Source organism: Ramlibacter sp. (assembly GCF_035554825.1).
In the GTDB taxonomy this organism is placed as follows: Bacteria; Pseudomonadota; Gammaproteobacteria; order Burkholderiales; family Burkholderiaceae_C; genus Ramlibacter.
The window spans coordinates 1-13,504 of the sequence record NZ_DATMHS010000107.1; the positions used below are offsets into that span (position 1 = coordinate 1).

The 13,504-nt window shown below is 71.5% G+C and carries 12 protein-coding genes; 5 read left to right on the forward strand and 7 right to left on the reverse strand.

What is annotated here, in order from left to right; genetic code table 11:
- Positions 1 to 1,733: ATP-dependent helicase (locus VNT59_RS13370; protein WP_325498906.1), on the reverse strand; the 1,733-nt coding region annotated here is incomplete at its 3' end.
- A gap of 92 nt (positions 1,734 to 1,825) precedes the next feature.
- On the opposite strand from VNT59_RS13370, the gene VNT59_RS13375 reads away from it, so the two are divergent.
- Together VNT59_RS13375 and VNT59_RS13380 are read left to right on the forward strand one after the other, a co-directional pair.
- A complete protein-coding gene (locus VNT59_RS13375; RefSeq protein WP_325498907.1) occupies positions 1,826 to 2,791 on the forward strand; it encodes an AEC family transporter in 966 nt (321 codons plus the stop codon).
- 89 nt (positions 2,792 to 2,880) lie between these two features.
- Positions 2,881 to 3,144 (forward strand): DUF6139 family protein, encoded by a 264-nt coding sequence (locus tag VNT59_RS13380; protein WP_325498908.1) that lies wholly within the window; start codon positions 2,881 to 2,883, stop codon positions 3,142 to 3,144.
- Between the two features lie 39 nt (positions 3,145 to 3,183).
- On the opposite strand, the gene VNT59_RS13385 is transcribed toward VNT59_RS13380, so the two are convergent.
- Positions 3,184 to 4,734 (reverse strand): acetolactate synthase large subunit, encoded by a 1,551-nt coding sequence (locus VNT59_RS13385; protein WP_325498909.1) that lies wholly within the window; start codon positions 4,732 to 4,734, stop codon positions 3,184 to 3,186.
- Between the two features lie 115 nt (positions 4,735 to 4,849).
- Entirely contained in the window at positions 4,850 to 6,511 is a 1,662-nt protein-coding gene (locus VNT59_RS13390; protein ID WP_325498910.1) for a thiamine pyrophosphate-binding protein, read from the reverse strand.
- Between the two features lie 240 nt (positions 6,512 to 6,751).
- Here VNT59_RS13390 and VNT59_RS13395 point away from each other — a divergent pair, with 240 nt between their 5' ends.
- Both VNT59_RS13395 and VNT59_RS13400 read left to right on the forward strand, forming a co-directional pair.
- Positions 6,752 to 7,003 (forward strand): hypothetical protein, encoded by a 252-nt coding sequence (locus VNT59_RS13395; protein WP_325498911.1) that lies wholly within the window; start codon positions 6,752 to 6,754, stop codon positions 7,001 to 7,003.
- A 35-nt stretch (positions 7,004 to 7,038) separates the two neighbouring features.
- A complete protein-coding gene (locus VNT59_RS13400) occupies positions 7,039 to 8,061 on the forward strand; it encodes an AI-2E family transporter (protein ID WP_325498912.1) in 1,023 nt (340 codons plus the stop codon).
- 12 nt (positions 8,062 to 8,073) lie between these two features.
- Here the strand turns inward: VNT59_RS13400 and VNT59_RS13405 are convergent, their stop codons facing one another.
- Positions 8,074 to 8,508: a helix-turn-helix domain-containing protein gene (locus tag VNT59_RS13405; protein ID WP_325498913.1), complete on the reverse strand. Its 435-nt coding sequence runs from the start codon at positions 8,506 to 8,508 to the stop codon at positions 8,074 to 8,076.
- A gap of 136 nt (positions 8,509 to 8,644) precedes the next feature.
- On the opposite strand from VNT59_RS13405, the gene VNT59_RS13410 reads away from it, so the two are divergent.
- Complete coding sequence (locus tag VNT59_RS13410; protein WP_325498914.1) at positions 8,645 to 9,646, forward strand: asparaginase; 1,002 nt, start codon at positions 8,645 to 8,647, stop codon at positions 9,644 to 9,646.
- Positions 9,647 to 9,685: 39 nt separating this feature from the next.
- On the opposite strand, the gene VNT59_RS13415 is transcribed toward VNT59_RS13410, so the two are convergent.
- The 3 genes from VNT59_RS13415 to VNT59_RS13425 are packed head-to-tail and all read right to left on the reverse strand — an operon-like array spanning position 9,686 to position 13,485.
- Entirely contained in the window at positions 9,686 to 11,098 is a 1,413-nt protein-coding gene (locus VNT59_RS13415) for an enolase C-terminal domain-like protein (protein WP_325498915.1), read from the reverse strand.
- Positions 11,091 to 11,939 carry a sugar phosphate isomerase/epimerase family protein gene (locus VNT59_RS13420; protein WP_325498916.1) on the reverse strand — a complete coding sequence of 283 codons (849 nt, stop codon included), beginning with the start codon at positions 11,937 to 11,939 and terminating at the stop codon, positions 11,091 to 11,093. The genes VNT59_RS13415 and VNT59_RS13420 overlap by 8 nt, the downstream gene beginning before the upstream one ends.
- Positions 11,940 to 11,949: 10 nt before the next feature.
- Positions 11,950 to 13,485 (reverse strand): tripartite tricarboxylate transporter permease, encoded by a 1,536-nt coding sequence (locus VNT59_RS13425; protein ID WP_325498917.1) that lies wholly within the window; start codon positions 13,483 to 13,485, stop codon positions 11,950 to 11,952.
- Positions 13,486 to 13,504 lie beyond the last annotated feature (19 nt).

Genomic DNA, 13,504 nt, shown 5'->3' on the forward strand with positions numbered 1-13,504 from the left:
ATCACGTGCGGCCACTCCAGGCCCTTGGACGCGTGCAGCGTGGACAGCGTCACGACGTTCTGCTCCTGCTCGCGCTCACTGATCGTCGAGAGCAGCGAGATGGTCTGCGCCACTTCCATCAGCGTCTTCTTCTCGCTGGCCGTGGTCACGCCGGCCGTGTCGTCGATCTGGCCGCCGCAGCGCTGCGCCATCCAGTCGCAGAACTCCAGCACGTTGGTCCAGCGCGCGGCGGCGACCTTCTCGTTGTCCTCCCCGTCGTACAGATGCTTCTCGTAGCCGATGTCCTTCAGCCACGCGGCCAGGAAGGCGCGCGCGTCCTCGGCGCCGGTGGTGTGGCGGGCCCGGTATTCGAGGTCGTTCACGTAGCGGCCGAACTCGTGCAGCCCGCCGATCGCGCGGCTGGACAGGGCCGAGGCGAGCGACGACGAGAACAGCGCCTCGAACAGGCTCAACTTGTACTTGCCGGCGAACACGCCCAGGCTGGCGAGCGTCTGGTGGCCGATCCCGCGCCTGGGCGCCGTGATGGCGCGCAGGAACGCCGGGTCGTCGTCGTTGTTGACGACCAGCCGCAGCCAGGCGCACAGGTCGCGGATCTCGGCCCGGTCGAAGAAGCTCTGGCCGCCGGACACCTTGTACGGAATCTGCGCCTTGCGCAGGGCCTGCTCGAAAACCCTGGCCTGGTGGTTCGCGCGATACAGGACCGCGAAATCCTTCCAGTCCTTGCCCAGGCCGTTGGCCCGGATGGACTGGATCCGCGCGACCACGCGTTCGGCCTCGTGCTCCTCGTTGTCGGCGTCGACCACGCGCACCGGCTCGCCTTCGCCCAGTTCGGAGAACAGCGTCTTGGGGAACAGCTTGGGGTTGGGGCCGATCACGTTGTTGGCGGCGCGCAGGATGGCGCTGGTGGACCGGTAGTTCTGCTCCAGCTTCACCACCTTCAGCTGCGGGTAGTCGACCGGCAGCCGCTTCAGGTTGTCCAGCGTGGCGCCGCGCCAGCCGTAGATCGACTGGTCGTCGTCGCCGACCGCGGTGAAGCGGCCGCGCGCGCCCACCAGCAGCTTGAGCAGCTCGTACTGCGTGGCGTTGGTGTCCTGGTATTCGTCGACCAGCACGTGGCCGAGCCCGGCCTGCCACTTCTCGCGCACCTCGGGGTGATCGCGCAGGAGTTTCAGCGGCAGGCCGATCAGATCGTCGAAGTCGACGCCCTGGTAGGCGGCGAGCCGCTCCTCGTAGCGCGCCATGATCCTGGCGGTGACGCGCTCGTTGTCGTCCTTGGCCTGCGCCTCGGCCTGCGCCGCGGTGAGGCCCATGTTCTTCCACAGGCTGATCGCCCATTGCCACTGGCGCGCCGTCGCGGCGTCGGTGGTGCCGCCCGCGTCCTTGAGGATGCCGGTGACGTCGTCGCTGTCCAGGATCGAGAACTGGGGCTTCAGGCCCAGCGCCGCGCCGTCTTGGCGCAACATGCGCACGCCGAGCGCGTGGAAGGTGCAGATCAGCACGTCCTTCGCGCTGCGGCCGATCAGGCCCTTGGCGCGCTCGCGCATCTCGGCGGCCGCCTTGTTGGTGAAGGTGATGGCCGCGATGCGCTTGGCCTCGCAGCCGACCTGGATCAGGCGCGCGATCTTGTGGGTGATCACGCGCGTCTTGCCCGAGCCCGCCCCCGCCAGCACCAGGCAGGGCCCTTGCAGGTAGTTGACGGCTTCTTGCTGGGCGGAATTCAGGCCTGCGGACATTCGGGACGGCGTGCGGTGAGCGGCGAATCATACCGGCGGCCCGCGCGCGCCCCGCGCGCTTTGCCTGCGCTCGTTGCGCGGAGAATACGCGGGTGCTTGACATCCTCCTGGTCACCTTTCCGTTTTTCGCGCTGGTGCTGTGCGGCTACGTCGCCGCGCGCCGGCGCATGCTGCCGCTCGACGCGATTTCCGGCCTGAACTCGTTCGTGCTGTATTTCGCGCTTCCGTGCATGTTGTTCCTGTTCGGCTCGCGCACCCCGATCGCGCAGCTGCTGGACGCCTCGGCGGTCGGCGTCTACCTGCTGTGCGCGCTGGTGCTGGTGGCGCTGGTGGTGCGCGCCAGCCTGGGCCCGCGCATCCGCTGGAACGACTCGGCGTTCGGCGCGCTGGTCGCGGCTTTTCCGAATACCGGCTTCATGGGGGTGCCGCTGCTGGTCGCGCTGCTGGGCGCGCGCGCCGCCGGTCCCGCGATCCTCACCATGCTGGTGGACCTGGTCGTCACCAGTTCGCTGTGCATCGCGCTGTCGCGCCTGGACAGCGCCGACGAACACGGCGCCGCCGAAGCGGCGCGCAAGGCGCTCAAGGGCATGGCGCTCAACCCGATGCCCTGGGCGATCGTGATGGGCGGGGTCGCGTCGGCGCTGCAGGTGCAGCCGGTCAAGCCGGTGATGCAGACGATCGCGCTGCTGGCGGACGCCGCGTCGCCGGTGGCCCTCTTCACCATCGGCGCGGTGCTCGCGCGGTCCCAGTACCTGGCGGCGCGCGAGCAGCACGAGCCCTTGCCGCTGCGCGATTACGTCCCGGTGGTGCTGGCCAAGCTGCTGCTGCATCCGCTGCTGGTGTTCGCCGCCGGCAGCGCGGCGATCGCGCTGGGGGTGCCGCTCGACCGGTTCGTGCTGAAGATCATGGTGCTGGTGGCGGCGCTGCCGAGCGCGAGCAACGTCGCGGTGCTGTCGGAACGCTTCGGCGCCGACACCGGCCGCATCGCCCGGATCATCATGCTGACGACGGCGGCCGCATTCGGCAGCTTCTCTGCAGCAGTGGCCCTGCTTTCCTGACAGTCCTACGCGCACCATGTCCCGCGTCCGACAGCGGCGCCGGCGCGCGGGCCGCTACGGTCAGGGCAGCCACCAACGAGAAGGAGCGAGTGACCTTGCACGTCGACATCTACCGCCGGACCGAGTCGGGCAACAAGTTCTCCTACCTGCTGGTCCCGCACGACCAGCCGATTCCCGAGGAAGCGACGAACATCGACTGGCTGCTGCGCCAGCGCGGCGTCCATGTCGACGACGCGGCGACGCATGTCGAGCCGTACGAGGTGGACGAGCCGCGGCGCCAGATCGAGGAGAAGGGCTACGCCATCACCAGCGTGCTGCACCAAGTGGAAGCGACCCGGCCGAACGTGCCGTGAAGCGCCCTGCGCGGCCGCGCGGGCCCGAGCCGGGCCCCGCTACAGCACCGCTTCGATGAGGAAGGGCCCGCGCCGCGCCATGGCGGCGCCCAGCAGCTGGCAGAACGATTCGGCGCTGGTGGCCCGGCCCGACTCGATCCCCATGCCCGCCGCCAGCTGCGTCCACTGCAGCGCCGGCTGGTCGAGATCGAGCATCCGGCGCGCGTTCGCGCCCGGCGCGCCGGCGCCGACGCTGCGCAGCTCGCCGTGCAGGATCGCGTAGGAGCGGTTGGCGAACACGATCGTCACCACGTCGAGCTGCTCGCGCGCATGGGTCCACAGCGCCTGCAGCGTGTACATGCCGCTGCCGTCGGCCTCCAGGCAGATCACCTTGCGGTCGGGGCAGGCGATCGCGGCGCCGGCCGCCAGCGGCAGCCCCAGGCCGATGGCCCCGCCGGTGATCTGCAGGTAATCGTGCTGCGGCACGGTGCGCGTGAACTGGAACAGGTTGCGGCCGGAACTGACGGATTCGTCGCACAGGATCGAATGTTCCGGCATCAGCGCGGCCAGCGCGGTCGCCACGGCCGCCGGCGTCAGGGCACCGGTCGGCAGCGCGGGCCGCTGCAACTCCATCACCTCGGGCCGCACGTCGGCGCCGACGCCGAGTTCGTCGGCCAGCCAGTGCAGCGCGTCCAGCAGGTCGTCGCCCGGATCCGCCAGCTGCAGCACCTGGCAGTGCTCGGGCAGCATGCTGCTGGGCTTGCCGGGATAGGCGAAGAAGGCGACCGGCGCCTTGGCGCCGACCAGAATCAGGTGTTCGACGTCCTGCAGCGCGGCCAGTGCCTGTTCGACCGGATACGGCACGCGTTCGATGGCGACCCGGCCGGCGCCGCGTTCCATCCGCGCATTCGACTGCTGCGCCAGGAGGCGCACGCCGGTCGCCTTGGCGATGCGCCCGGCGACCTGCAAGGCGTCCGCGCGCAGCGCGACGCCCGAGAGCATCAGCGTGGTGCGCCGGCCGGAGCGGATCGCGGCGACCGCGGTCTGGATGTGCGGCTGCAGCACCTTGGCGCGCGGCAGCGGCGCCGGGATGGGCGCCAGCGCCGCGCTGGTCTCGCCCCAGGCGGCATCCGCCGGCAGGATCAGCGTCGCGATGCGGCCGGGCGCGCTGCGCGCCTGCGCGATCGCCTGCGCGGCGTCGCGCGACACCGCGTCGGCCCCGGCGACCCGCCCGACCCAATGCGACATGGGGCGGGCCAGCGATTCGATGTCGCTGGTCAGCGGCGCGTCGTACTTCAGATGGTAGGTGGCGTGGTCGCCGACGATGTTGACCATCGGCGAGCGGGCGCGCTTGGCGTTGTGGACGTTGGCCAGCCCGTTCGCCAGGCCGGGCCCGAGGTGCAGCAGCGTCGCCGCCGGCTTGCCGGCCATCCGGGCGTAGCCGTCGGCGGCGCCGGTCACGACGCCCTCGAACAGGCCGAGCACGCAGCGCATCGCCGGCTTGCGGTCCAGCGCGGCGACGAAATGCATTTCGGAGGTGCCGGGGTTGGCAAAGCAGGTGTCGACGCCGCCGGCCAGCAGCGTGTCGCAAAGGAGGTCCGCTCCGTTCATGTCAGGTCTTTTCTCGGTGATGCGGGGAAGGTGGGCACATTGGAACAGCGCGCGAGCGCGCCGGGCCGGGGATCGGCCAGCTTCAGGGCGAATTCTCGCCTGGATGCCGGCATCTTCACGTCGCCGGCAGCCCGGCGACGGTGACGTCCAGCAGGGTGGGGCGGCCGCTGGCGATCGCCTGCCGCAGCGCCGGCTGCAGGGCCGCGGGTTGCGAAACGCGGCTCGCCTGCAGCCCGAAGCCCTGCGCCAGCGCGACGAAATCGAGCGGCGCCGCGCCGAATTCCATGCCGATGAACTCGCGCGACCGCCCGCGCGCCAGCAGCCGTTCCTGCAGGATGCGGTAGCCGCCGTTGTTGACGATCACGTAGGTGATCGGCAGGCGCTGCTGCGCCGCCGTCCACAGGGCCTGGATGCCGTACATGGCGCTGCCGTCGCCGACGGCGGCGACCACCGGCCGGCCCGGCTGGGCCAGGCTGATGCCGACGGCTCCCGGCAACGCGAAGCCCAGGCCGCCGCTGGCCAGCCCGTAGAAGCTGGTGGGCGTGCGCACCGGCAGGAAGGTCGCCAGCGGCGGCGCCGCCGTGAGCGCTTCCTCCACCACGATCGCGTCCGCGGGCAGCGAGTCGGCCAGGGTCATCATCAGGAACGGCGCGTCGATCGAAGCGCCGGCGCGCAGTGGCTCGCGCGCGGCCCGCGCTTGCGCCTGCCAGTTGCGGCCGGCCAGCGCCCGCAGGCGCTGCGCGGCGCGGGCCGCGTCATCGGCCGAGATGCGGTCGCGCAGCGCAGGCAGCAGCGCCCGCAGCGTTTCGGGCACGTCGGCGCAGATCGCCAGCTCGGTGGCGTGGTTCTTGCCCAGTTCCCAGTCGCGATCGGACAGATGCACCACCGGCAGCCCGGCCGGCAGCGGATCGACCGGGCTGGCCACCGACATGCGCAGCAGGTCGGCCCCGACGCAGATCACCAGGTCGAACGGCGCCAGCAGCTCGCGGGCGCGCTCCTGCCGGCGGGTGAGATCGCCCAGGAAGGCCGGATGCTGCGTGTCGAAGCGGGCGTTATAGGGGATCGGCTCGTGGAACACGCCGGCGCCGAGCAGTTCGGCCAGCTGCGCGAGTTCGGCGAACGCATTCCCGTCGGCGACCTCGCGGCCGGCGATGATCACCGGCCGCTGGGCGCCCAGCAGCCGTTGCGCGAGCCGGGCCAGCGTATCGTCGGCGGGCCGCACGCGGCGGTCCACCCGGGTCGGCGGTCCGAGATCGAGCTCGGCCGTCGCGTCCATGACATCGCCGGGCAGGCTCAGGAAGACCGGCCCCGTCGGCGAGGTGAGCGCCACCTTCGCCGCGCGGTGCACCAGGCGCGGCAGGTCCTCGAGCCGCGGCACTTCCGCCGCCCACTTGACCAGCGGCTCGGCGATGCGCACCAGCGGTTCGTACAGCATCGGCTCCTGCAGGCCGTGGCCGGTCTCGTGCTGGCCGGCCGTGACGATGACCGGCGATCCGGAGAACTTCGCGTTGTACAGCGCGCCCATCGCGTTGCCGAGGCCGGGGGCGGCGTGCAGCTTGCAGGCGGCGAGGCGCCGGCTGGCGCGGGCAAAGCCGTCGGCCATGCCGAGCACGGCCGATTCCTGCAGCCCCAGCACGAACGGCAGCCGCGGCCCGGTGGCCAGCGCCTCCATCAGCGCCAGCTCGGTCGTGCCGGGATTGCCGAACAGGTGCGTGACGCCTTCGTCCCGCAACAACTCGAGGAGGGCTTGCGCCCCGCGCAGCTTCTTGGTGGTCATGCCTCATTGTGTCCCCGGCGCAGGCGCCGGCCCATCGGCAGGCACCCTGGGTCGCGCCCCGGGCGGCGCCCCTGCCCGGCCGCGCGCTGCCTGTCATTCCGCCGCCGCAGACCGCTGCCGGGCATCCCTGCTGCCGGGCTTGCGGGCCGCATCTTCCTACAGCAACGCGCTTGCTCCGCCGACGGGCGCAGCGGGCGCCGCCATGCAGACTGCGGTCATCCAATGACCAGGAGTCGTGCCATGAAGACCATCCAAGCTCAGCTTGCCGTGATTGCCGCCTGCGCCGGACTCGCGCTGGCGACCCTGCCCGCGCAGGCCAAGGGCTGCGCGAAGGGCGCCGCGGTGGGCGGCGTCGCCGGCCATGTGGCCGGTCACCACGGCGTGCTCGGCGCCGCGGCCGGTTGCGCCATCGGGCGCCACAAGGCCAACAAGGCGGCCCGCCAGCAGGAGCAGCAGAACACCGCGGCGGCCACGCGCAAACCGCAGGGCTGATCGCCGGGGCGGGCGCGCCATCGCCGAACCACACCTTGTCCGCACACGAGCTCGACCCCGATCCGGGGGCGCCGGCCGGCCGTCTGGCGCGGCGCAGCGTCGGCGTGACCGCGCTGGTCCTGCTCGGCCTGCTGTGGCTGCACCTGTTGCCGGCGCTGGTCGGCGCCCTGACCGGCTTCGTGCTGTTCCGGGCGGTCGCCGGCGACCAGCCGCCGCGCTCCTGGCGCGACACCGTCCGCACCACGGTGCTCACGCTGGTGCTGCTGGCGGTGGTCTCGGTGGCGCTGTTCCAGGCCTTCGAGCTGCTGGTGAGCGCGTCCTCGGGCGGCTTGCCCAAGCTGCTGCAACTGCTGGCCGACACGCTCGATCACATCCGCACCATGGCGCCGGGCTGGATCGTCGACCGGCTGCCGGATTCGGCGGCCGCCCTGCAGCAGGCGCTCTCGGACTGGCTGCGCGCCCACGCCGGCGAGATGCAGCGCTGGGGGCGCGACGCCTTGCGCGTGCTGTTCCATCTGGTGATCGGGCTGGCGATCGGCATGCTGGCGGCGGCGTCGCTGCGCGCCGAACCGCGCGCCGTGCTGCCGCGGCTGGCGCAGGCGCGATGGCGGCAACTGGGACTGGCGTTCAGCGACATCGTCGCGGCGCAGCTGCGCATCGCGCTGGTGAACACCGCGCTGACCGGGGCCTTCCTGGTGGTGCTGCTGCCGCTGCTCGGCTACCAGGTGCCGCTGGCGCGGACGCTGGTCGCCGTGACGTTCTTCGCCGGGCTGCTGCCGATCATCGGCAACCTGCTGTCGAACACGGCGATCGTGTTGGCGGCGCTGACGGTGTCGCCGTGGGTCGGCATCGGCTCGCTGGCGTTCCTGATCGGCATCCACAAGCTCGAATACTTCCTCAACGCCCACTTCGTCGGCAGCCGCATCAGCATGCCGGCGTACGCGCTGCTGGTGACGATGCTGGTGCTGGAGTCGGCGTTCGGCGCGGCCGGCCTGATCGCCGCCCCGATCTACTGCGCGTGGCTCACGCGCGAGCTGCGCCAGGCGCGGTGGATCTGAGCGGACGCCCGGTCAGGCGCCCAGCGCGTGCAGCCGGGCCGTGGCCTCGCGCTTGCCCATGGTGCGCAGCGCGGCGATCTGCGGCAGGTGGCTGGCCCGCGGCCGGATCTTGCCCGACTCCCACTTGTACACCGACTGGCCGGAGGCGCCGATCAGCGCGCCGAACGCCTCGGCCGAAAGGCCCAGCCGCTTGCGCTGCGATGCCAGCCCCTTGGCGCTGAAGCGCAGCCGCTGGCCCTCATCCTCGCGGCCCGGGACGGCAGTGGCGTGGGTGCCGCTGGCCAGGCGCTTGACCTGTTGTTCGAGCGCGCTGGCGCGCCGCTTGAGCCCCGCGATTTCGCTGCGATAGCCGGCGTTCGCTTTCTTCAGCGCCTGGAGCTCGGCCCGTACTTCCCGGCGTGCGACCCGAGCGATCTCGCTCTTGAGCATGCTTGCTAGGTTTGCCATGGATGAATTGTGCTCTGCTTCGGCCGCGCTCGCCAGCCGCCGGGTTTGCGGTCGGCGCCTGGTCGAGAGGCCGGCGTCGCGTCTCGCGATCGCCCTCGGGAACGGTGGCGCCGCCGCGACCGATGGACAATGGCGCATGACCGGCTTCGTCCCCCTCATCGAAGCGTCGCGCGGCGGCACGACGGAGTGCATCCATTTCGGCGCGATCGCCGTCGCCGACGCCAGCGCACGCGTGCTCGCCCGTGCCGGCGATGCGCACTGGCTGACCTTCACGCGCTCCACGCTCAAGCCGCTGCAGGCGCTCCCGTTCATGCAGGCGGGCGGGCCGCGCGCGCTCGGCTTCACCCAGCAGCAGGTGGCGATGCTCTGTGCCAGCCACAGCGGCGAGCCGATGCACGTGGCGCAGGTGCAGGGCATGCTCGACAAGGCACATGTCCCCTACCGGCGGCTGCAATGCGGCTGCCACGTGCCGATGTTCGTGGAACTCGGGCAGGCGGCGGGCGCCTACGACGAGCGGCACCACAACTGCAGCGGCAAGCACGCGGGCTTCCTCGCCTGCTGCGTGCAGCATGGCTGGGCGCTGGACAGCTATCTGGCGCCGGAACATCCGCTGCAGCAGGCGATCCGCCGCGACGTCGCGCGGGCGGCCGGACTCGCGCCCGCAGACCTGCAGCCCGGCACCGACGGTTGTTCGGCGCCGAACTATGCGATGCCGCTGGCGAGCCTGGCCGGCGCCTATGCCCGGCTGGCCAGCGGCGAAGCCGACACCGAGTTCGGCGTCAGCTTCGCGCACCTGGCGGACGCGATGACGGCCCATCCGGAACTGGTGTCCGGCACCGGCCGCAACGACCTCGCGTTCATGCGGGCCGGCCGCGGCGATTTCGTAAGCAAGGCCGGCGCCGACGGCGTCCAGGTGGTCGCCAGCCGCAGCCGGCGGCAAGCCGTGGCGGTGAAGATCGCCGATGGCAGCAAGGTCGCCGCCTCGGCGGCGACCGTGGCCGCCCTGGATCAGCTCGGCTGGCTCGATGAACGCCAGCGCGAGCAGCTGCGGCCCTGGCGAGCCGAGGTGATCAGCAGCGTCCGCGGCGCGCCGGTCGGCGCTCGCCGCGCCGTGTTCACGCTGTCCGGGCCCGCTTGAGGAAGCGGCGGCCCGGCTGTTGCTGGCGGCACTCGGGGCTCAGGCGAGCCGGCTCATCGCGCCGAAGTCCGGCAGCGCCGCCGCGGCGAAGCCTTCGCACTGCAGCGAGCCCAGGGCGATGCGGCCGCCGGCGATGCGCAGGCGCACGCCGCCGTGGCTGCGCTCGTACAGATCGGGATGGGCGACGAGGAAGGCATCCTGCTCGGCCGGCGGCTGCGCCGCCATGCCGTTGACGTAATAGTGGCCGTTGCGCTCGACATGGGTGATGCCCAGCAGATTCACCAGCGCCAGATCCTGCTGCACCGACAGGCCGGCCTGCGTCGTCAGGTCCTCGGCCGACATGAAGTAGCGCGTGGCGCCGCCTTCGGCATTCCAGCGCGCGCAGCGCGCCGCGTTCAGCAGTGATTTGTAGAAGCCCTTGCAGGTCTTGGACGACACCCCGGCGTAACCGCGCGCGCGTGCCTGCACGAAGGTGTCGAGCGTGCCGTCCGACTCGTCGATGATCACCGGCTTGCCCAGGCCCGCGCCGCGCAGGTCGGTGTCGAGGGCCAGCCGGCGCGCGATCGGCTGCTCGATGAACAGGATGGAATCCCACAGCCGGGCCAGCGCCGGCTGGGAGCGGATGCCCGCCGCCAGCTGCGCGACGCCCTCGGCGTCGGTGTACTGCTCGTTGCCGTCCAGCGATGCGAAATACGGATGCGGCAGGCGGTCCAGCACGGCGGCGATCGACCGCAGGCGCGCCAGGTCGGCGTCGATGGTGCCGCCCACCTTCAGCTTGAAGTAGCGGTGGCCCCAGGCGGCGATCACCTCCTCCAGCGTCTCGGGCAGGCCGTCGTTCACGCGCTGGGTGAGATCGGCGGGCGTGATCGCGTCGACCATGCCGACCGTGTGCCGCGCCTCGATCGACGCGGACGGCTGCAGGCCGGCCAGGAACGCGTCGAAATCGAACTCGCCGAACTCGGCACGGGCAGCGCCGATGCCGGCCAGGTTGGCCTGCAGCGCCTGCGCGAAGGAAAGGTGCTGGCTGCGGCACAGGGCATCGAGCACGGCGCGGTCGAGCAGGGCGGGGCCGTAGCCGGCCAGCAGCGGGTTGAAGCCCTGGGCCGCGGCCGCGGCCAGGTGGCGGTCGTGATGGCGGGCGAAGTGGCCGAAGGCGGTCGCCGGCGTGGCGTCGGACAGATAGGCGTCGCGGGCCAGCCGCAGCACCGATCGCAGTTGCTCGAAGTTGTCTTCGTTGGACAGCTGCAGGTTCTTGTCGAACCACTTGGGCGCCATCATCTCGGCGGCGGCGCCCCAGGCGCTGGTGCCGTCCGGCAGCTCGACGCGGGCGCGCACGAAGGCCTGCGGCGATTCGCGCAGGGTCACCACCCCGAAGCGAAACGGCAGTCGCAGCACCACCGGCCGCTCGTACAGCTCGATGGCGCGAATGACCAGGCGCGGCGCGTCAGCCATGACGCAGCCCTTCCACGATGCCGGTGAGGTAGCCGATGGCGCGGGCGGCGCAGCCGGGGCCGTCGGGCAGGTAGTCGAACGGTTCCACCGCCACCACGCCGTCGTACTGGCCAGCCGCCTCGAGCTGCAGCAGCTTGGCCAGGATCGGGGCGAAGCGCAGCTCCCCCTGGCCGGGGCCGCGCCGGTTGGGATCGTTGACCTGCACATGCGCGACGTGGCCGCCCGGCATCCAGCGCTCCATCAGCTGCGCGATGGGCTCGGCCTCCATCTGCCCGGCGGCGCTGCAGTCGATCATCGTTCGCAGGCCCGGCGAGGCGACCTCGTCCACGATGCGCGCCGCCTCGGCGACGGTGTTGATCAGGTCGGTTTCGCGGCTGGCCAGCGGCTCGATGCAATAGACGACGCCGGCCGCCGCCGCCGCGGCACCGGCCTGCGCGAAGCATTCGGTGGCCCGTTCCAGGGCCTGCGCAGGGGTCGAGCCGGCGGGCACCGACCGCTGCTTCGGCGAGCCGTGCACCAGGTACTTGCCGCCCATCAGCGCGCACAGCTCGATCAGCCGGCGCATGAAGGACACGGTGCGGGCGCGCACCGCCGCGTCGGCATCGACGATCGACAGCCCGGCCGGCGCCACCAGCAGCCAGTGCAGCCCGCTGATCACGAGGCCGTGGTCCTGCGCGATGCGGCGGCACTGCGCTGCCTGCGCGTCGCTGATGTGGGCGGGGTTGTCGGCCAGGGTGAAGGGCGCCACTTCCAGGCCGTCGTAGCCCTGCGCGGCCGCCAGCGCGCATTGGTCGCGAAAGGGCAGCGGTTGCAGGACCTCGTTGCAGAGCGCGAAACGCATGGGCGGGCCCTCAGGCGCGGCGCACGAACAGCATGCGCACGCCGCCGACGATGGCGCCGCGCACGCGCACCACGGCCGCCTTGAACGGCTTCACGTACAGCAGGATGGTGAAGATCGTGACCAGCGCGAACCCGGCGGCGATCGGCCGCGTGAAGAACGGCAGCAGGCTGCCGTCCGACAGCACCAGGCCGCGGCGCAGGCTCTTGTCCAGCAGCGGGCCGAGCACCAGGCCCAGCACCAGCGGCGCCATCTCGTAGCCGCGCCGGCGCAGGAAGTAGGCGCCGATGCCGATCGCCAGCATGGCGTAGATGTCGAACAGGCGCGAGGCGGTGGCGAAGGCGCCCACGGTGCACAGCAGGAACACGATCGGCATCAGGATCGCCCGGCGCACCTTCAGGATGTGCAGCAGCGGCCGCACGCCGAACAGGCCGAACAGCAGGATCGTGATCGAAGCCAGCGTCGTCATCGCGACCACGTGGTAGATGAAGTGCGGATGCTCGATCATCAGCATCGGCCCCGGCTGCACGCCGTGGATGATCATGGCGGCCATCAGCACCGCCGATGGCGCCGAGCCCGGAATGCCCAGCGCCAGGCAGGGAATGATGTGGCCCGGGATCGACGACATGTCGCCGGTTTCCGCGGCCATCAACCCGTCGATGGAACCCTTGCCGAACTTCTCCTTCTCCTTGCTCAGGCCCTTGGCAGCGGCATAGGACATCCAGGCGCCGGCGTCCTCGCCGACGCCGGGCAACAGGCCGGTGAGCACGCCGATCACCCCGGAGCGCAGCACCGTCCAGCGGTACTGGAACACTTCCCGCCAGCGCGGCAGCACGGAATCCTTCAGGTCGGCGATCCTGCGCTCGATCGGATCGGACAAGGTGGTGAGCACCTCGGCCAGGCCGAAGGCGCCCACCAGCGCCGGGATCAGCGCGATGCCGCCGGACAGCTCGTCCCAGCCGAAGGTGAAGCGGTTGAAGGCGTACAGGCTCTCCTGCCCGACCTGCGCGACGAACAGGCCCAGCAGGCCCATCAGCCAGCCCTTGAGCGGGTCGCCGCCGACGATGCTGCCCGACATCGTGACGCCGAAGAGGGCCAGCCAGAAGAACTCGAAGGCGCCGAACTGCAAGGCCACCTCGGCCAGCAGCGGGGTGAACATCGCCAGGCAGAGCACCCCGATCAGCGTGCTGACGAAGGCGCCCGAGGTGGCGATCCCGATCGCCCGGCCGGCCTGGCCCTGCTGCGCGAGCGCGTAGCCGTCGGCGCAGGACGCCGCGTTGGCCGCGGTGCCGGGGATGTTCAGCAGGATCGCCGTGCGCGACCCGCCGTACAGCGCGCCGACGTACGAGCAGATCAGCACCAGGATCGCGTCGTTGGTGCCGAGCTTGATGGTCAGCGTCGTCAGCAGTGCGATGGCCAGCGTCGCCGACAGCCCCGGCAGGATGCCCATGATGATGCCGACGAACGCCCCGCCCAGCCCGTACAGCAGCGTGAGCGGATTCATGAAGCTGACGTAGGCGGCGCCGAGGTCTTGCAGTCCTTGCAGCATGGGAGCGGCTCGCGCGAAA

Bases quoted from the DNA above. Each gene is read 5' to 3' on its own strand.
- VNT59_RS13385 (WP_325498909.1), bottom strand. From the start codon at position 4,734: ATGAACGGAGCGGACCTCCTTTGCGACACGCTGCTGGCCGGCGGCGTC.
- VNT59_RS13390 (WP_325498910.1), bottom strand. From the start codon at position 6,511: ATGACCACCAAGAAGCTGCGCGGGGCGCAAGCCCTCCTCGAGTTGTTG.
- VNT59_RS13395 (WP_325498911.1), top strand. From the start codon at position 6,752: ATGAAGACCATCCAAGCTCAGCTTGCCGTGATTGCCGCCTGCGCCGGA.
- VNT59_RS13405 (WP_325498913.1), bottom strand. From the start codon at position 8,508: ATGGCAAACCTAGCAAGCATGCTCAAGAGCGAGATCGCTCGGGTCGCA.
- VNT59_RS13410 (WP_325498914.1), top strand. From the start codon at position 8,645: ATGACCGGCTTCGTCCCCCTCATCGAAGCGTCGCGCGGCGGCACGACG.
- VNT59_RS13415 (WP_325498915.1), bottom strand. From the start codon at position 11,098: ATGGCTGACGCGCCGCGCCTGGTCATTCGCGCCATCGAGCTGTACGAG.
- VNT59_RS13420 (WP_325498916.1), bottom strand. From the start codon at position 11,939: ATGCGTTTCGCGCTCTGCAACGAGGTCCTGCAACCGCTGCCCTTTCGC.
- VNT59_RS13425 (WP_325498917.1), bottom strand. From the start codon at position 13,485: ATGCTGCAAGGACTGCAAGACCTCGGCGCCGCCTACGTCAGCTTCATG.